The sequence below is a fragment of the Tardiphaga sp. 709 genome (assembly GCF_032401055.1).
Lineage (GTDB): Bacteria > Pseudomonadota > Alphaproteobacteria > Rhizobiales > Xanthobacteraceae > Tardiphaga.
On the sequence record NZ_CP135529.1, the window covers coordinates 5,428,250 to 5,446,579 of the forward strand.

Annotated in this window: 18 protein-coding genes; 3 read left to right on the forward strand and 15 right to left on the reverse strand. The window is 62.2% G+C overall.

Features of this window, described 5'->3' with window-relative positions:
• Window positions 1-16: 16 nt before the first annotated feature.
• Entirely contained in the window at window positions 17-1,816 is a 1,800-nt protein-coding gene (locus RSO67_RS26180; RefSeq protein WP_315841220.1) for a glycoside hydrolase family 15 protein, read from the forward strand.
• 158 nt (window positions 1,817-1,974) lie between these two features.
• Here RSO67_RS26180 and RSO67_RS26185 read toward each other — a convergent pair whose 3' ends face one another.
• The 15 genes from RSO67_RS26185 to pqqA all read right to left on the reverse strand — a co-directional run bounded on the left by RSO67_RS26185 (window position 1,975) and on the right by pqqA (window position 16,077).
• Window positions 1,975-2,787 (reverse strand): HAD family hydrolase, encoded by an 813-nt coding sequence (locus RSO67_RS26185; RefSeq protein WP_315841221.1) that lies wholly within the window; start codon window positions 2,785-2,787, stop codon window positions 1,975-1,977.
• Window positions 2,788-2,798: 11 nt separating this feature from the next.
• Window positions 2,799-3,278, reverse strand: coding sequence for a gluconokinase (locus tag RSO67_RS26190; protein ID WP_315844363.1), 480 nt, complete (start codon window positions 3,276-3,278; stop codon window positions 2,799-2,801).
• Window positions 3,279-3,318: 40 nt separating this feature from the next.
• Complete coding sequence (pgl, locus tag RSO67_RS26195; protein ID WP_315841222.1) at window positions 3,319-4,059, reverse strand: 6-phosphogluconolactonase; 741 nt, start codon at window positions 4,057-4,059, stop codon at window positions 3,319-3,321.
• A gap of 4 nt (window positions 4,060-4,063) precedes the next feature.
• Window positions 4,064-5,590, reverse strand: a complete 1,527-nt coding sequence (gene zwf, locus RSO67_RS26200; protein WP_315841223.1) for a glucose-6-phosphate dehydrogenase — start codon at window positions 5,588-5,590, stop codon at window positions 4,064-4,066.
• A 5-nt stretch (window positions 5,591-5,595) separates the two neighbouring features.
• Complete coding sequence (gene gnd, locus RSO67_RS26205) at window positions 5,596-6,624, reverse strand: phosphogluconate dehydrogenase (NAD(+)-dependent, decarboxylating) (protein ID WP_315841224.1); 1,029 nt, start codon at window positions 6,622-6,624, stop codon at window positions 5,596-5,598.
• 64 nt (window positions 6,625-6,688) lie between these two features.
• Window positions 6,689-9,541, reverse strand: coding sequence for a bifunctional transaldolase/phosoglucose isomerase (locus tag RSO67_RS26210; protein ID WP_315841225.1), 2,853 nt, complete (start codon window positions 9,539-9,541; stop codon window positions 6,689-6,691).
• Between the two features lie 216 nt (window positions 9,542-9,757).
• The gene (locus RSO67_RS26215) at window positions 9,758-10,210 is read right to left on the reverse strand and encodes a DsrE family protein (protein WP_315841226.1); all 453 of its coding nucleotides are present in this window, start codon (window positions 10,208-10,210) and stop codon (window positions 9,758-9,760) included.
• A gap of 29 nt (window positions 10,211-10,239) precedes the next feature.
• The gene (locus RSO67_RS26220) at window positions 10,240-10,872 is read right to left on the reverse strand and encodes a hypothetical protein (RefSeq protein WP_315841227.1); all 633 of its coding nucleotides are present in this window, start codon (window positions 10,870-10,872) and stop codon (window positions 10,240-10,242) included.
• An 89-nt stretch (window positions 10,873-10,961) separates the two neighbouring features.
• Window positions 10,962-11,630, reverse strand: coding sequence for a DUF4286 family protein (locus RSO67_RS26225; RefSeq protein ID WP_315841228.1), 669 nt, complete (start codon window positions 11,628-11,630; stop codon window positions 10,962-10,964).
• Between the two features lie 10 nt (window positions 11,631-11,640).
• The gene (pip, locus tag RSO67_RS26230; RefSeq protein ID WP_315841229.1) at window positions 11,641-12,618 is read right to left on the reverse strand and encodes a prolyl aminopeptidase; all 978 of its coding nucleotides are present in this window, start codon (window positions 12,616-12,618) and stop codon (window positions 11,641-11,643) included.
• On the reverse strand, window positions 12,608-13,822 hold the full coding sequence (gene pqqE / locus RSO67_RS26235) for a pyrroloquinoline quinone biosynthesis protein PqqE (protein ID WP_315841230.1): 1,215 nt from the start codon (window positions 13,820-13,822) through the stop codon (window positions 12,608-12,610). The genes pip and pqqE overlap by 11 nt, the downstream gene beginning before the upstream one ends.
• The gene (gene pqqD, locus RSO67_RS26240; protein WP_315841231.1) at window positions 13,819-14,139 is read right to left on the reverse strand and encodes a pyrroloquinoline quinone biosynthesis peptide chaperone PqqD; all 321 of its coding nucleotides are present in this window, start codon (window positions 14,137-14,139) and stop codon (window positions 13,819-13,821) included. Before pqqD ends, pqqE begins: the two co-directional genes overlap by 4 nt.
• 10 nt (window positions 14,140-14,149) lie before the next feature.
• The gene (gene pqqC / locus RSO67_RS26245) at window positions 14,150-14,902 is read right to left on the reverse strand and encodes a pyrroloquinoline-quinone synthase PqqC (RefSeq protein ID WP_410001917.1); all 753 of its coding nucleotides are present in this window, start codon (window positions 14,900-14,902) and stop codon (window positions 14,150-14,152) included.
• Between the two features lie 50 nt (window positions 14,903-14,952).
• Entirely contained in the window at window positions 14,953-15,882 is a 930-nt protein-coding gene (gene pqqB, locus RSO67_RS26250; RefSeq protein ID WP_315841232.1) for a pyrroloquinoline quinone biosynthesis protein PqqB, read from the reverse strand.
• A 114-nt stretch (window positions 15,883-15,996) separates the two neighbouring features.
• Window positions 15,997-16,077: a pyrroloquinoline quinone precursor peptide PqqA gene (gene pqqA, locus RSO67_RS26255; RefSeq protein WP_089267584.1), complete on the reverse strand. Its 81-nt coding sequence runs from the start codon at window positions 16,075-16,077 to the stop codon at window positions 15,997-15,999.
• 291 nt (window positions 16,078-16,368) lie between these two features.
• On the opposite strand from pqqA, the gene RSO67_RS26260 reads away from it, so the two are divergent.
• Both RSO67_RS26260 and RSO67_RS26265 read left to right on the forward strand, forming a co-directional pair.
• Window positions 16,369-16,626, forward strand: coding sequence for a DUF6894 family protein (locus tag RSO67_RS26260; protein WP_089267437.1), 258 nt, complete (start codon window positions 16,369-16,371; stop codon window positions 16,624-16,626).
• A gap of 257 nt (window positions 16,627-16,883) precedes the next feature.
• Entirely contained in the window at window positions 16,884-18,260 is a 1,377-nt protein-coding gene (locus tag RSO67_RS26265) for a PQQ-dependent sugar dehydrogenase (RefSeq protein WP_315841233.1), read from the forward strand.
• The last annotated feature ends 70 nt before the right edge of the window (window positions 18,261-18,330 follow it).

The window sequence follows — 18,330 nt, forward strand, 5'->3', positions numbered from 1 at the left end:
AGGTGGCGGAAAGACATTGTACAGCAATATCGAAGATTACGCGCTGATCGGCGATTGTGAGACCGCCGCTCTCGTCAACCGCAACGGATCGATCGACTGGCTGTGCTGGCCGGCCTTCGATTCTGACGCATGCTTCACCGCGCTGCTCGGCACCAAGGATCACGGTCGCTGGCAAATCACGCCCGACGCTCCGATCAAGGCGTGCAAACGGCGCTATCGCGGCGACTCGCTCATTTTGGAAACCACGCTGGAGACCGACGACGGCGCCATCACGCTGATCGACTTCATGCCGCCGCGCGGCGCCGCCTCTGATGTGGTGCGCATCGTCCGCGGCGATCGCGGCACGGTGACGGTCCGGATGGAGCTGATTATTCGCTTCGGATTCGGCGCGGCTATCCCGTGGGTGAAGCGCGACAAGGATGGCGGAGTGCTGGCGATTTGCGGGCCCGACATGACCGTGCTGCATACGCCGGTCGAGACCCATGGCGAGAACCTCACGACCGTCGCGAAATTCGAAGTCAAACAGGGCGACAATATCCCGTTTGTGCTGACCTACGGACCGTCGCATCTCAAAGTGCCTGCGCCGATCAATGTCGACGAGGCGCTGAAGGACACCGAGGAATTCTGGAAGGAATGGAGCAGCCGCTGCACCTACAAAGGCGAGCACCGCGATCTCGTGATGCGCTCGCTGATCACGCTGAAGGCGCTGATCTATGCGCCGTCCGGCGGCATCGTCGCGGCGCCGACCACGTCGCTGCCTGAAAAGCTCGGCGGCTCCAGAAACTGGGACTATCGCTTCTGCTGGCTGCGCGATGCGACCCTCACGCTGCTGGTGCTGATGAACAGCGGCTACACGGATGAGGCGCGCGCCTGGCATCGCTGGCTGCTGCGCGCCGTCGCCGGCGCACCGGCCGAGATGCAGATCATGTACGGCATCATGGGCCAGCGCCGCCTGCTCGAATGGGAGGCCGACTGGTTGCCCGGCTATGGCGGCGCGCTGCCGGTGCGCGTCGGCAATGCCGCGCATGCGCAATTGCAGCTCGACGTCTATGGCGAACTGATCGATGCCTTCCATCAGACCCGCGTCGCCAAACTAGAACTCGATGGCGACACCTGGGCGGTCGAATGCGCGATTCTCGAACATCTCGCCTCGGTCTGGAACAAGCCCGATCACGGCATCTGGGAGCTCCGCGGCCCCGGCAAGCACTATGTGCTCTCGAAAGTCGGCTGCTGGGTTGCGTTCGACCGCGCCATCAAGAGCGCCGAGACCTTTAATCTCAAAGGCCCCGTCGACAAATGGAAGGAGCTGCGCAAGGAGATTCACCGCGACGTCTGCGAGAAGGGGTTCGATCCCCGCGAAAACACCTTCGTGGAATCCTATGGCTCGGACGTGCTCGACGGCGCCATCCTGTTGCTGCCGGCTCTGGGTTTTCTTCCGGCCGACGATCCTCGCGTGAAGGGCACGATCGCGGCGGTCGAGAAATATCTGATACGTGACGGCTTCGTGCTGCGCCACGATCCGCGCGCGGTCACCGGCGAGGTGCAGCCCGCCGAGGGCGCGTTCCTCGCCTGCAGCCTGTGGCTGGCCGAGGCCTATATCAAGATGGGCGAGATCGCCAAGGCGGAAGAACTGTTCAATCGCGTCGTTGCGATCGCCAATGATGTCGGCCTGCTGGCGGAAGAATATGACAGCGGCGTCAAACGCCAGACCGGCAACTTCCCGCAGGCGCTGACCCATATCGCGTTGATCGCCGTGGCGCATAATCTGGCAAGCGCCAAGCGTCCGCATGAGAAGAAGGTGGAGCGGGCGAAGTAGGACTTTCTTGTCCCTCCCCCGCGCGAAGCGAAGCTTCGCTAAGCGGGGAGGGTGGCCGGCCGAAGGCCGGTCGGGTGGGGGTAGCCACAAGCGCCGTACCGTGTGGCTACCCCCACCCCAGCCCTCCCCGCAAGGGGAGGGGGTCCACGGAGTACGCTTCAGCCGCCCGCATTCCGCTTCAAAATCATCTCTACCGCCCCCGCAAAGCCTTCCTCCTCATTCGACGTCGTCACATCCGTTGCCTGCGATTTCACGTCGTCGCTCGCATTGCCCATGGCAATCGACATGCCCGACACCTTGAACATCGGAAGGTCGTTGCGCATGTCGCCAATGGTGGCGATGGCCTCAAGGGAGATGCCTAGCCGCTGCGCCATTGCCTGCACGAAGGTGCCCTTGTTCTGATTGGGCGGCGTGATGTCGAGATAATAGTTCTGCGAGCGTACCGCGACAGCCGTATCGCCCAGCGCCTTCTGCATGACGCCCTCGCAGCGTTCCAGCAGCGGGAAGTCGGCGCTCGCACCGACGATCTTGCAGGCCTTGGCGAGATAGGGCGAGAAGTCATCCACCATCACGGCCTCATGCTGGATGGTGTCGCGTTCATGCGGCACATATTTGCCGTCGTCGCGTTTGATCACCCATTCGTCATTGGTGAAAAGCCAGATATCGACGCCGTGGTCTTCCAGCACTTCGATGGCGCGCTTGGTGGCGGCCTCCGGGATCAGGTGCTGCACGATCGGCTTGAGGTCACCGTCCACCATGGAGCTGCCGTTGAACGGGCCGATCGGCAGCGTGATCCCGAGCGGCTTCACCAGGAAGCGCATGCCGACGGGCGGGCGGCTCGACGTGATGGTGAAGCCGATGCCGGCGTCTTCCAGTTTCTTCACGGCCGCCTTGGCCGTGTCGGTGAGGCGTTTGTCGTGGGTGACAAGCGTGCCGTCGACATCGGACACCACGAGAGCGATCTTGGTCATGGTCTGATCCTTCAGGTCGGCAGTTGTTTGATGATGGCGGAGACGATGCCGTCGACATCGTCGTCGATGGATACTGTCATCGGGCGTTCGTCTGGGCCGGGGACTTCCAGCGTCTTGAACTGGCTGTCGAGCAGCGTCGGCGGCATGAAATGATTCTTTCGCGCCGCCATGCGCTTGGCGATCAGCTCCCTGGAGCCGTCGAGATAGACGATGCGAATGTCGTCGCGGCCGTGCAACAGCAGATCACGATAGGCGCGCTTGAGCGCAGAACAGGCAACCACGATTCTCTCGCCGGACGCGGTGACGCGGTCGATCTCGTCGGCAATGCTCTGCAGCCAGGGCCAGCGATCGTCGTCGGTGAGCGGCTGGCCCGCGCGCTGCTTCTCGATATTCGCCTTCGGGTGAAAATCGTCGCCATCGGCGAAGCGCCAGCCGAGGCGTTCAGCAAGCGTCTTCGCGATCGTGCTCTTGCCCGAGCTGGAGACGCCCATCACCACCAGAGCCTTGGGTGCCAGAGTCTTGGACGCGGTGTCAGCCACGCGCGTCGTCCGGCAGCGCGGCCTTGTCGCACAGCCACACGGTTTCGCCATCCGACCGCGCGCGATTGGCTGGCAGATCCTCGCCCTTCAGCACGCGCGTCAGGATCGCGCACTTGTCCTCGCCGCTCATCAGGAACAGCATCTCGCGGCATGAGGCCAGCGCCGGCAGCGTCAGGCTGACGCGCGGCACGAACGGCTTCACATGCGCTTCGGGCACGCCGACCACCCAGCGATCTGTCACCTCGATGGCGGGATAGCTTGGAAATAACGACGCCACGTGGCCGTCGGGGCCGACGCCGAGCAACACCAGATCGAACAGCGGTTTGGCTTTATCGAGCTTGTCGGTGCCGTAGAAAGACTGCAGTTCGCGCATATAGAGCGCGGCGGCTTCATCCGGACCCGCCGCATCGGTCTTGATCGGGTGCACATTCGCGAGCGGTGCGCATGCATCCAGAAACGCAGTGCGCGCCATTGTCATATTGTTGTTGGGATCGCCTGACGGCACGAAGCGGTCGTCGCCAATGAACCAGTGCACGCGATCCCAGGGGATTTCGCTGCGATAGGGTTCGGTGGCGAGAAGTTCATAGAGCCGCTTGGGGCTCGATCCGCCGGTCATGCAGATGGCGATGCGGCCGGGATTGGCCTCGATGCGCTCGACGAGACGTTCGGCTGCGGCCTCGGCGAGAGCCACCGCATCCTCGACCACGACGATATGGCGATTGGGCGCTGTCATCGCGTCAGCTCAGCACGCGCCAGCTACGACCGTCGCGCTTGAGCAGGTCGTTGGCTTCTTCGGGACCTTCGCTGCCGGCGTTGTAGGTCTTCAACCCATCCTTGCCGGCCTTCTTCCATGCATCGAGGAACGGCTGCACGGCGCGCCAGCCGGCTTCCACGCTGTCGGCGCGCTGGAACAGGATGTTGTCGCCGATCATGCAGTCATAGATCAGCGTCTCGTAACCCGTGGCTGGTGCAGCCTGGAAGTAGTCCTTGTAGCGGAACTTCATCTCGACGCCGTCGATCTCCACGGCCGGGCCGGGCACCTTGGTATTGAACTTCAGTGAGATGCCTTCGTTCGGCTCCACGGCGATGACGAGGAAGTTCTCGGCGAGACTTTCCACCGACATATCGCGGAACATGGCGAAGGGGGCCTGCTTGAACTTGATCGCGACTTCGGTGCGCTTGATACCGAGTGCCTTGCCGGTGCGCAGATAGAAGGGAACGCCGGCCCAGCGCCAGTTGTCGATCGACAGCTTCATCGCCGCATAGGTCTCGGTGGTACTGCCCTCCTTGACGTCCTTGGTCTTCAGATAGTCGCCGATGTCGGTATCGCCCACATGGCCGGCGACATATTGCGCGCGCACCGAATTCTGCAGTGCTTCGGCTTCGGTCTGCGTGGTGACGGCGGCGAGCACTTCGGCCTTCTCGGAGCGAACCGCATTGGCCTCGAACCGCGCGGGGGGCTCCATCGCAACCAGCGACAGCAATTGAAACAGATGGTTCGGTACCATGTCGCGCAGCGCGCCGGTGGCGTCGTAGAACGAGCCGCGATGGCCGACGCCGAGTTTCTCGTCCACGGTAATCTGCACGTGATCGATATGGTTGCGATTCCAGATCGGCTCGAACATGCCATTTGCAAAGCGCAGCACCAGGATGTTCTGCACCGTCTCCTTGCCGAGATAGTGATCGATCCGGTAGATCTGCTGCTCGTTCATCAGACCGAGCAGTTCGTTGTTCAGCTTCTTCGCGGATTCGAGGTCCGTGCCGAACGGCTTCTCGACCACGAGGCGACGCCAAGAGGCGTTCTCCTTCAGCATGCCGGTGCGGCCGAGCTGGCGCGCGATCGGCGCGAAGGCGGACGGCGGCGTTGCTAGATAGAACAGGCGATTGCCCCCGGTGCCGCGCGCTTCCTCGAGTTTGTCGAGCTGTTCGCGCATGCGATCGAAGGATTCCGGCTCGCTTGGATCGGCCTCGATGCAGGTGACGCAATTGAGCAGCTTCTGCGCGATGGCGTCATCAACCGGGCGCGTCGCATATTGCTTCAGGCCCTTCATCAGGTCGTCGCGGAGTTCCGCGCCAGTCATGTCCTTGCGGGCGATGCCGACGACGCAGAATTTCTCCGGCAGAAGATCGGCCGCCTGCAGGTTATACAGCGCCGCGATGACCAGCCGGTGGGCGAGATCGCCGGTGACGCCGAAGATCACGAATGCGCAAGGATCTGGCTTCTTCTTGGATTTGGCAGGGCCTGGAGCTTGTATCTCGGTCATGCGGGCTACGCCTTTGGTTTGATGATATCAGGCGCGTCCTGCCGTTTTGGATCCGGATGCTGATCAGGCTCTTTGTGGCCGCCGAAACCGGCGCGCATCGCGGATAGAATCTTCTCTGCAAATGTGTGCTCCTTGCGGGAGCGAAACCGCGCAAACAGCGCAGCAGTCAGAACCTCGGCGGGGACAGCCTCGTCGATGGCGGCATTCACCGTCCAGCGGCCTTCGCCGGAATCCTCGACGAAGCCGGAATAGGTATCGAGCGTCTCGTTCTTGGCGAGCGCCATGGAGGTGAGGTCGAGCAGCCATGACGGGATCACGCTGCCGCGGCGCCAGACTTCGGCGATGTCAGGCAAATTGAGATCGAAGCGATGCGCTTCCGGCAGCGCCTCGATATTGGCATTCTTCATGATGTCGAAGCCTTCGGCATAGGCCTGCATCAATCCGTATTCGATGCCGTTATGGACCATCTTGACGAAATGCCCGGCGCCGACCGGGCCCGCATGGATGTAACCGTTCTCGACGCGAGGATCGCTGTTATCGCGGCCCGGCGTGCGCGGGATGTCGCCAATCCCCGGCGCCAGTGTCTTGAAGATCGGATCGAGACGGTCGACCACTTCCTTGTCGCCGCCGATCATCATGCAATAGCCGCGCTCAAAGCCCCAGACGCCGCCGGATGTGCCGACGTCGATATAGAACAGGCCCTTTTCCTTCAGCGCCTGGCCGCGGCGGACATCGTCCTGCCAGAACGTGTTGCCGCCATCGATGATGGTGTCGCCGGGCTCCAGCAGCCTGGTCAGCGCATCGATGGTGGTCTCGGTGATCTTGCCGGCGGGCAGCATCACCCAGACCGCGCGCGGCTTGTCGAGCTTCTTGACGAAATCTTCCAGCGACGATCCGCCGGTGGCGCCTTCGGAGGCGAGGCCGCTGACGGCTTTGGCGTCCTTGTCATAGACGACGGCGGTGTGACCGTTCTTCATCAGGCGGCGGACAATATTTCCGCCCATTCGGCCGAGACCGATCATGCCGAGCTGCATTGTGTGATGTCCTTTATTAATTGCGCATGACCCGAAGCAATGTCCGGGCCATGCGGGTCGTCGTTTAGTTCAATGCGGCAGTAATCGCCTTGTCGAGAACAGCAAGTCCGGCCTTGAGATCGCCCTTGAGATGGACGCGCAAGGCGCGGCGGTTGCGATCGGTCAGCACGCCGAAGTCACCACGCGCCTGTGCCGCCTTGATGACACCGAACGAGGCGCGGTAATCGGGAATGGCGAGATCCTTGGCATCGTCCGCGGTGATCTGCAGGAATACACCGGTATCCGGCCCGCCTTTGTAGGCCTGGCCGGTGGAATGCAGGAAGCGCGGTCCGAATTCGGCGCAGGTTGCCACCTTCTTCTTGTCACGCACCGCCATCCGCATCTGCTGCAGCGTGTCGATATGCGCGCCGTCGCGTTCGACATAAGCGAGCAGGGCGACGTAGTCGCCGGGCGTCACGCGGCGGAAATGCGCCTTTAGCCACGAGGTCAGATCGCCATCGGCGCCGGCCTTCTTCAGCAGTTCGGCATTGCTGTCGTCCGTATAGAGATCGGCCTCTTTCGACGACACCACCGGCGTCTCCGGCGGCAGCGAACCGGTCTTCTCGAACGCTTGTGTCAGCTCGCGTGTCTTGATCTTGGCGGCTTCCACATCCGGCTGGTTGAACGGATTGATGCCGAGTATGGAGCCGGCAACGGCCGTCGCGATCTCGAAGCGGAAGAATTCCTGGCCGAGATGGTCGATGGACGGCATCACGATGCGCGCAACGGGATGACCGGCTTTCTCCAGCGCCGCGAGCTTGTCGTCATGTACCTTGTCGTCCTCGCCCGATGTGCGCAGGTCGATGAAGAACCGATCCGTGCCATAGACGGAGGGCTCGCCAAGCGTTTCGCCATCGATCGGAATCAACCCCTTGCCATCCTTGCCGGTGGATTCGGCGATGAGCTGTTCGGCCCATGCGCCGAAATCGGCGATTTTCTTCGATGAGAGGATGGTGACCTTGTCGCGGCCATCGAGCCCGGCATTGCCCATGGCAAGGCCGAGCTGCACGCCGGGATTTTCAGCAGGCGGCACGTCGGGTCCGCAGGAGCGGACCATCGACAGCGTCAGATCCAGCAGTTTGGTAAGATCGACACCCGCCGCAGCGGCCGGCACGAGGCCGAACGGCGACAGCACCGAGTAGCGGCCGCCGATGGTCGGATCGCCATGGAAGATGCGGGCAAACTTTTGCGTCTTCGCGACCTTCTCCAGCGACGAGCCGGGATCGGTGACGGCGACAAAGTGCGAACCGGCCTTGTCGGCGCCGACCGCCTTGGTCACCTCGTCGAAGAAATAGTTCTTCATCACATTCGGCTCGGTGGTGCCGCCGGACTTGCTGGAGACGATGAACAGCGTCGAGGCGATCTTCACGGCTTTGCCCATGGCCGCCACCTGTGCGGGATCGGTCGAATCCAGCACATGCAATTTCGGGAAGCCCGAGACCTTCGCAAAAGTCTGCGCCAGCACTTCCGGCCCGAGGCTCGAGCCGCCCATGCCGAGCACCACGGCGTCGGTGAATCCCTGCGCCTTCACCCATGTGGCGAAGTCGGCATAATCAGCGAGCTTGGCCTTCTCGGCAGAAGCGCTGTTCAGCCAGCCCAGCCACTTGTCTTCATCGGCGCCGGTCCAGACCGATTTGTCCTTGTGCCAGAGCCGGCGGATCTTCGCCGAACCGCGCCACTCTTCGGTGGAGGTTGCGACCTTCTTGTTGATGCCGTCGCCGAGTGCCAGCTTCTGCGATCCGATCCCGTTACCCAGCGACGTCGCGCGCTTGTGCGCCACCGCGCCATACAGCTTGTCGGCCGCATCGGCGAACAGCTTGACGCCGTCGATCACCAGTTCGGTGGTGATCTTGTCCAGCGAAATGCCGGTCTTGGCGAGATCAGCCAGCACCTTCTTCGCGTCCTCGACATTCTCTTCGAGGCTGTCGCGCACTTCGCCGTGGTCGCGGAAGGCGTCCAGCGTGGCGGGTGGCACGGTGTTGACGGTGTTCTTGCCGATCAGCTCTTCCACATAGAGCGTGTCGCGATAGTCCTTGCTCTTCACGCCGGTGGAGGCCCAGAGCAGGCGCTGCGGTTTGGCGCCTTTGGCCTTGAGTTTTCCCCAGCGCGGGCCGGCGAACAGTTTCAGGTATTCCTGATAGGCGAGTTTCGCATTGGCGATGGCGACTTTGCCCTTGAGGTCCTTGAGCCGCGCCTTCTCCGAGGGATCATTCGCCTTGGCGATCCTGTCGTCGAGCTGCTTGTCGACCTGTGCGTCGATACGGCTGACAAAGAACGAGGCGACGCTCGCCACATGCGAGGGATCGCCGCCCACGGCGACATACTTTTCGAGACCGCTCAGATAGGCTTCGGCGACCTCGACATAGGTCTTCTGCGCGAACAGCAGCGTCACATTGATGCTGATGCCTTCGCCGATCAGTTGCTGGATCGCGGGCAGGCCCTCCGGCGTCGCCGGCACCTTCACCATCAGGTTCGGGCGCTTGACGCTTGCCCACAGGCGCTCGGCCTCGGTGACCGTGCCCTTGGTGTCATTGGCGAGATAGGGCGAGACTTCGAGGCTGACAAAGCCATCGTCGCCCTTCATCTTGTCATAGACCGGCTTCAGCACATCGGCGGCGTGCTGGATATCCTCGACGGCAATGTGCTCGAACAGGTCGGCAGGCGACTTGTCGCCTGACTTCAGCGCCTCGGCAATCGGGGCATCATATTCGTCCGAACTTCCGATCGCCTTCTCGAAGATCGCCGGGTTCGACGTCACGCCTTTCACGGCGTCGGTGTCGATCAGCTTCTTGAGGTCGCCTTTGGCGACGAAGCCGCGGGCGAGGAAGTCCAGCCAGACGGCCTGACCATGGGATTCGAGTGCTTTGACGGGATTCATGATGCCTTGTTCTGCTTACAATTATCAAAAGGCCGATCGCCGCGCGAAACGTCCGCGGCCCGGTTCCAATGATCGCCCCAAACCCATACGCATGGCAAGCCGAACGGTTCCATTCTGGTCGTGGGAGCCGGATCGCAATTCCGTGTTTGGCCAGAACGGTGCGTGAAATGACGATTGTGTAAATTTTGTGCGTCGGTTTGATGCGCTGGGAGAGGCTCACGGACGAATGTAGAGATACCCCTGCGACTGCAGCTCCGCGATCCGGACCACACCGCCGCGGTCGGCGATCGTGAAGCCCGGCAGCAGGCCGTCCAGCGTCACGTCCTGCGCCTTCATGGTGTTGCTGCAGGCGGCCAGTTGCAGGCCGGCCTTGGCGAATTTACCGATCCGCGCGGTAATGTCAGGATTGGTCGAGGCCAGCGCGAATGATTTCAGCGCCGGGCCGAGCACGACCAGGGCGATGGTAACGTTGTCGGGGCCGCCGACGCCATCGAAGTGGTTCTGGATATTGCCGAGGGCGAAATTTACCCGGTCGGCATCGGCGAGATGGTAGACGACCTTGAGCCTGGCGGGCGGCTTCTCGTCGGCCGTCACGGCATTCGCTCGCGATGCCAATAGTCCCGCGCCGGCCGACGACAGGGCGGTCCACAATAGGCTGCGTCGATTCATGGTTCGCTCCGATTTGGCGTCAATCACGCTCACTTGCTGCGCATCGCCGCGAGTTCCTTGCGGTCCGTGATCAACGATTCACACTCCTTCAGGTCCGTGCGGTCGAGCCGGAAAATCTTGTCGTCCTCGCCGCCGGTGAGCGCGTCGGTGCCGGGTTCTTCATCGGGCTTGCTGTTCTGCCAGATGCGTACGCGCTCGACGCGGACCAGCGTTGCGTCGATGTCTTTGGCCAGGCCGATCGCAATGCCGCCGCCATCGCAATCGACACTACATGCGAATTTCACTTCCTGGCCCTTGTCGGTGTCCTGGATCTGGCCGCAGGAGCCGCTGGAATCCCAGTCGCCTTTGCGATGGCGATATTTGAATCCGAGCCGAAACGAGTAGGGCGTGTAGCTTTCTTCAGGCGGATGCCCGGCGACGACCAGCAGCTTCATGGTGCTGACCTTCTGTTTGGGATGCCGTGCCAGATGCTCGGCGTCGTAACGCCGGACGAAGCAGGCATAGGTCAGCTTCGGACCCAGCGGGCCGCCAAACATGCGCTTGTTGAATTCGGCTGCCTTCACCGCATCGACCTTGGCCGGCTCGTCCTCGGCACGAGCCAGCGGGCTGCCGACGATCAGAGCGGCGGTGAGAACCACAAGGGACAGCACACGGACGGTCATTGGCATCTCTCAAGATGAAGCGGCCCGTTGCGGGCCAGTTCACCTTGGTCGCGTCAGCGGTACTATGCGTTCAATCAGAGATCGCCCAGTCAAAGATCGCTCTTCGCCAGGTCCCACATCAGCCGGTAGGTCCCCTCGGAAATCAGCTCTGCCTTTGCCGCTGCAATGGCCGCAGTGAAGCGGCCCTTCATGGTCGCAGCGACGGCTTCGACATCCGTGCCGTCGATCATCACATACCAGTCGCGGGCGGCGGGATTGGGTGCGGCGGGATCGTCGGTCAGCGGCTTCGAGAGGCGGGGATCGCTCTCCATCAGATGCATCGAGATTATGCCGTTGATATCGCCCGGATCGAGCTGCGCTTCGATGGCGCTGCGCAGTTTGTCCGCGCCTTCGGCGGGTGGCCGGATGCGCACCAGACCCAGCGCCGCGCCGCGGCCCTGACCGCGGCTCACGGTGATCCGCGCCACCGAACGCAGCATGTTCTGGAAACGGCCGATATTGGTCAGCGACCACTTGGTCTGGTTCGCCAGCGCCGCGCGATAGGCGTCGCTGTCCAGCACGTCGAATGTCGCGGTCGAATACAGGCCGAGATATTTCGGCCTGGCATTCACGGCCACATAGCGCCTCGCCTCATTGAAGCCCTCGATGGCGACGCGCTCGGCAAGATGCTCGCGGTCGTACCACGCGTTGAATTCCTGCTCATGGCTGGCGTCGATATCCATCGACGTCATCAGCATTCCCGTGCCTTTGATCGGCATTCCAGAAGTCCTATTTCAATTTCGACGCCACATCGGCGATGGCCTTCATGACCGCATCGCGCATGCCGGGGTCATACAGGCTGTGACCGGCGCCTTCAACGATGCGCACCTCGGCATTCGTCCAGCGCCTGGCCAGGGCGTGCGATGTGGCGGGCGGGCAGAGGAAGTCGTAACGGCCCTGAATGATGACGCCGGGAATGCCGGTGAGTTTGCCGGCGTCTTCCATGAGCTGCTGCGGCCGCATGAAGCAGTCGTGCTTGAAGTAATGCGCTTCCATTGCCGGCGTGGCCGGCATCGGCCGCGTGGTGTTGCCGAGTTCGGCACGGTCGAGTCGTATGCGCTTCGGCGCGATTTCCGACAGGATGGCTTCGGTGCCGCCCCAGGCGCGGATCGCCGGAACATGCACGGCCGGATCAGCATCGAGAATGCGGCGATAGAAGTTCGGCAGCGGATCGGTGCGCTCGGCTTCGGCAAGGGCGCTCAGAAAATCTCCATGCAGGCCGGGATAGTGCCGCGGCAGCATGACGTTGAAGACATCGTGTAATTCTTCCCGTGTGCCGAGAAACGTTGCGCGCAGCACGATGCCGGTCACGCGATCCGGATGTGCCTGTGCATAAGCGAGCGCCAGCGTTGCGCCCCAGGAGCCGCCGACCACGAGCCATTTGTCGAAGCCGAATGTCTGCCGGATCGTTTCCATATCCGCAATCAGATGCGGCAGCGTATTCGCCTCGCGCTTGCCTTTCGGCTTGCTGCGGCCGGCGCCGCGCTGATCGAACAGAACGGTGTGAAAGCGCTGCGGGTCGAACAGCCGGCGGTGATCGGGCTGGCAGCCGGAGCCGGGGCCGCCATGCAGATAGACCGCGGGAATGCCATCCCTGCGGCCGACGCTCTCCACATGGATTGCGTGGCCGTCGCCGACATCGAGATGTTCCGAGGTCAGCGGCGCGAACAGGTCCGCGCTCGCCAGGGCGGGGACATCAGCGGCCATGGACGTCGTCCGCGTCCGGCTCCAGCGTGCCGCCTTTGAAGTTGCGATAGATGAAGCGGTCGCGGCCCTCAGTGGACTCCGTCTCGGCCATTTTGAAGATTTCGGCGTGAACAGGCGACAGCGTGCAGGCGGGGTCGGTATTCCCGGCGTCGCCGGTCAGCGCGAAGGCCTGGCAACGGCAGCCGCCGAAGTCGATTTCCTTGAATGCGCAGCTCTGGCACGGTTCGGGCATCCAGCCGGTGCCGCGATAGCGGTTGAAGGCTTCGGAGTTCTGCCAGATCCAGGCGATCGAATGATTGGAGCGCACGGATTCGAATTCCATCCCGGTGATGGTCTCTGCGGCGTGGCAGGGCAGGATCTTGCCGGCCGGAGAGATGTTGAAGAACTGCCGGCCCCAGCCGCCCATGCACTTCTTCGGCCGCAGCGCGTAATAGTCCGGCACCACATAGTCAATATCGAGAATGCCTTTCAGGCGCAGCTGCGCATCCTCGACAATGCGGCTGGTCTCGTCGATCTGATCGATGGTCGGCATCAAGGCGGCGCGGTTCTTCAGCGCCCAGCCGTAATACTGCACATTGGCGACTTCCAGCCGGTCGGCATCGAGATCGACAGCCATCTGGATGATATCGCTGAGCTGGTGCAGGTTCTGCCGGTGCATCACCGCATTCACCGTCAGCGGCAGATCGAGTTCGCGCGTCCATTTGGCGACTTCGAGCTTCTTCGCGTGGCCATTGCGATAGCCGCCGACGCGGTCGGCCACCACGGGCTCATTGCCCTGGAAGCTGATCTGCACATGGCATAGCCCGGCATCGGCGAGCGCGGAGAGCTTGTCGCGCGTCAGCAGCACCGCCGAGGTGATGAGATTGGAATACAGGCCCACATCCGTCGCATGCTGGACCAGCTCGACGATGTCCTTGCGCGCGGTCGGCTCGCCGCCGGAGAAGTGGATCTGCAGCACGCCGATTTCGGCGAGCTCGGACAGCACCTTCTTCCATTCGTCGGTGGTCAGCTCGGTGCTGCCGCGGTCGAGCTCCACAGGATTGGAGCAATATGGGCATTGCAGCGGGCAGCGATGGGTGAGTTCGGCCAGCACGGCGAGGGGAATGCCGAATGTCTCCGCAGTCGAGCGCGTGCGCTCCATGATCGCGAGACTGTCGGCGGGATCGGTGAAGACGGGACTGGCGTCGGTGAGGGTGGGGCTCATGATGTCTTCTCCCGCGCTTGCGTGAGAAAGCCCTTGTCGGCGAGGTCCTGCAGCATGGCCACGACATCGGTGCCGATATCGTCGCGGGGCGCGGCATATTTGGCGACCAGGAGATCGATGATATCGGCGACGCTGCGTTCGCCATCGCAAAGCTGCAGGATTTCGACGGCAATATCGTCCGGCGCCAGCACGCGCTCCGGCGCCAGGATCACCCAGCGCTGGCGCGTCTCGTCGAACTTCAGCCTGGCGTGGCGCGGCAAGATCGGCTTGCTGGCCTCGCTGACACTGATCCGACGATTGCTGCGCAACTCCGTCATCGTTGCCTTCTTACTTGGCCGGGACGAACGCGCCCGGCGGCACATGGCCATCGACATAGGCATGATACAGCGCATCGAGCTGCACCCACAACACATTGGTCTTGAAGATCAGTGCATTGCAAACCGCGCGGCGCTCGGTCGGGGTGTTGGCGTGCAGTTTGACGTAATCCAGCGCAAAGCCGGCATCGCGCGGCGCCTGGGTCAGGCGGCGGCTGAAATAGCTCATGATGTCCGGATTGACGAAGTCATAATGCTTCAGCATTCCGGAAATGCGCTCTTCATGCAGGTTGGGTGCGAACAGTTCCGTCAGCGACGAGGCGATGGCCTCCAGCGGTGTCCTGTCGCGGACGAAATGCACATAGGCCTCCACGGCGAAACGCGTCGCCGGCAGGATGCCCTCGGTGGATTCCACATAGGCTGAGTCGAGGCCGAGCCCTTCGGTGAGCTTCAGCCAGCGCTCGATACCGCCTTCTGCGCCGGTATCACCGTCGTGATCCTCGATGCGGTGCCGCCATTCCACGCGTGTCGCACGGTCGCGGAAGCGCGAGATCACCACGGCGTCCTTGATGGGGATCGTGCTCTGGTAATAGTAGCGGTTCAGCGCCCAGGCCTGCACCTGGCCTTTGTTGAGCTTGCCGCCATGCAGCAGCTTATGAAACGGATGCAGGCTGTGATAGCGCGTCGCGCCGATATGGCGGAGCGTCTCTTCGAGTTGCGCGGCATTGTCCAGCGGCACCCCTGGCGAAATCGAATAGGCGGAAATGGCGTTGTCGCCGATCGTGTTTGCAGCGATCGTGCTTGCACTTGGGGCGTTCACAGCGTGACCTCCATGCCATTGCCGGGGATTTGCCAGCCGGCGGTGGTCAATGCGGCGCGCTCGGTGGAATCATGCAGCAGCGCCGGGTTCGAATTGTTGATGTGTAGAAAGAACTTTCTGGCGATGCCGGCATCGGCCAGTTCACTGATGGCGCCATCCGCGCCGGACATCGACAGATGCCCCATGCTCTGGCCGGTCTTCTGGCCCAATCCTGCCGCGATGAGTTCGTCGTCGCGCCAGACGGTGCCGTCGAAGAACACCAGCGGCGCGCCTGCTATGCGTTGTTTCAGTTCGGGCGTCACCCGCGCGCAGGCGGCGATGAAATAGAAATGCTTGCCGGTGGCCTTCTCGGCGATCCGCAGACCCAGCGTATCGCCGTCGCCATCCTCACCCGCCGGATGCGCCTGTCCTTCCAGATACCATGCGCTCTTGCCGGGCACGACGAAAGGCAGCACCTCAAGACCGGAGAACGTGCCGTCCTGCAGCTTCGGTTCGAAAGACATATCAATCTCGATGGCTTCGCGGCGCACGTTCTTGTCCGAGAGCACGTTGAAGATGCTGTTGGCTTTCAGGATCGCCAGCACACGTGTGTGCGCATAGATTGTAAATGGCGAACCCTCCCGCATCGACAAGAGCCCGGCCACCGCATCGACCTCGCCATTGGTGAGGATCACGCCTGCGATCGGCGAGTGTCTGACATGATCGGGATGGGGATGAAGCTGGGGCGTATCGGTGACCTGTTGTCGCAGGTCGGGCGAGGCATTGATCAGAAACCAGTTGGCATTGTCGGCCGACACCGCGATCGAGGCCTGACCGCTCTGCAAGTCTGGCCGCTCATTGCGCGCGGCACGACAAATCCGGCATCCGCAATTCCATTGCGGAACACCGCCGCCGGCCGCGGCTCCAAGAACGACAACACGCAACATGAGATCGCCCTGAATCCGGCTATTTGTAATTTATGCGAATTCGCGTCTCGCAAAAAGACGCGGGGCGCCCGTCGTCAACGAAGGCGCCCCCAAAACTTAGCTTGAGCTCAAGTCTTACTTGCGCGCCGCGCAGGCGTACATGTTGATTTCCATGCCGACTGCAACTTCGACGATCTTAGGTGCTTTCCAGGCCATATTTCTCTCCCGCTTCTCTGCAGTCAGGTACTGCATAACCATAACTCTATTCTCTGCTTAAAGGTTCGCCAACAACTTCGTCATCACAATTTGAAGCGGTAGGGGTACAATATGCGTGCAGTGCACAATCGATTGCGCTGCAACATTGCAATGGCGAGAACGTTCCATAGATAGCGAAGGCCTTTGGTTGAAAGGCATCGTTTCGTACTCAGCCCGTCGCATCTTCCGGGATATTCGCGTGGTCTGAGGTCTTCTGCGCCCGCGCCCAAGCCTAGTGCCAAGAGAATTGCCATGCCGCTTTATTTCTTCAACACACGCATCAACGACGAGCTGGTGGTCGATCCCGAAGGCGAGGAGCTGCGGGATCCCGATCATGCCTGGGATGTGGCGCGGTCGATGATCCTGCAATTGCTGCGCTCCGAGGGCACGCCGAGCGATCTGCTCAAAGCGGTGCTGGAAGTCACGGACAAGGACGGCGAGATCGTGCTTGAATTTCCGTTCACCGAAGCACTGCTCGATGCCACCGATGAGTCCGCAACGCGGCATTAGAGCGTTTTCGAGCGAAGTGGGCACCGGTTCGCGTCAAGAAAACGCGTCAATACAAAAAGCCAGAGCCTCGGTTCTGATTCTATCAGAACCGAAAAGGCTCTAGTCGATCGCGGGAATCCGTGCAGACTTGCTCGCGCGCCATGTTTTGATTGCGCGGCGACATAAAAATATCCAACAGTGCGATCCGGAAAGCCTCGGGGGCGGCGCATCTCATGTGCTGCGAGCAGAGAAGGCTTCCGTAAAAAGGGGAGAGATCCATGAGTGTTTACACGTCCGCGCGCCGGGCATTGCTTGCCGGTGCGTTCATCGGCGTCTTTGCAAGCGGCGCCTTTGCCCAGCAGTCCGATACATCACCTGCAACACCGGCTCCTGCAGCCGCGCCAAGTGCAGCGCCTGCTGCTCCCGCAGCGGCTCCTGCACCGGCGCCGGCCGCACCACAGGCTGCCGCTCCGGCGCCCGCAGCACCGGCCGTTGCCGCTGCACCGGCGCTGCCGCCCGGCTCGCCGCTGATCGGTCGTCCCGATGGCGCTGCCGCAGCCAAGCTCGCGCCCGTCGCGCCGCCGCCGATTCCGTCCGCTGCCGACAAGCTGCCGACTGCCAAACTGAAAGTGCCCGCGGGCTTCAATATCGAGGTTTATGCGGCCGGCATGGCCAATGCGCGCTCGATGCGCGAAGGCGACAAGGGCACGGTGTTTGTTGGCTCCCGTCTTGTCGACAAGGTCTATGCGGTCATCAACAATGACGGCAAGCGCCAGGTGAAGGTGCTGGCCTCCGGCCTCTATCGTCCGAACGGTCTCGCCTTCAAGGACGGCACGCTCTACATCGCCGAACTGTCGAAGATCTCGAAGATCGACAAGGTGGAAGACAATCTCGAAAATCCGCCGAAGCCGGTGATGATCTACGACAATCTGCCGAAGGACGAAGCCCATGGCTGGAAGTTCATCGGCATCGGCCCCGACAACAAGCTCTATGTGCCGGTCGGCCAGCCTGGCAACAATGTGCTGCATGACGAGGCCCATGGCCAGATCCGCCGCATGAATCTCGATGGCACCGGCGCCGAAATCTATGTGAAGGGCGTCCGCAACACCGTCGGCTTCGACTGGAATCCGACCACCAAGCAGATGTACTTTACCGACAACGGCCGCGACTGGATGTCGGAAGCGGTGCCGGAGGATGAACTCAACCGCGTCACCAAGGCGGGTGAAGATTTCGGCGCGCCATACTGCCTGCAGGGCAATATTCTCGATCCGGAATTCGGCTGGGGCAAGTCCTGCGCCGACTACACCGCACCGGTCGGCCTGCTCGGTGCGCATACGGCGGCATTGGGCATGCGCTTCTACACCGGCAAGATGTTCCCGGCGGCCTATAAGGACGCGATCTTCATCGCGCGTCATGGCTCCTGGAACAAGACGCAGAAGCTCGGCGGCGACGTCGTTGTCGCGAAGCTCAACAAGGACGGCACGGTGAAGTCCGTCGAGCCGTTCCTGACCGGATTCATCGAGGACAACAAATATGTCGGCCGCCCGGTGGATGTGCTGCAGATGAAGGACGGATCGCTGCTGGTGTCCGACGACTGGAACGGCGCGATCTATCGCATCACCTATGGCAAGCAGAAGGTGGCGGGGGCGAAGTAACGGGCGTGGCGGCGCCGTCATTGTCGCGCCGCCGCTCACTGCCGCAAACTGTCATTCCGGGGCACGCGCA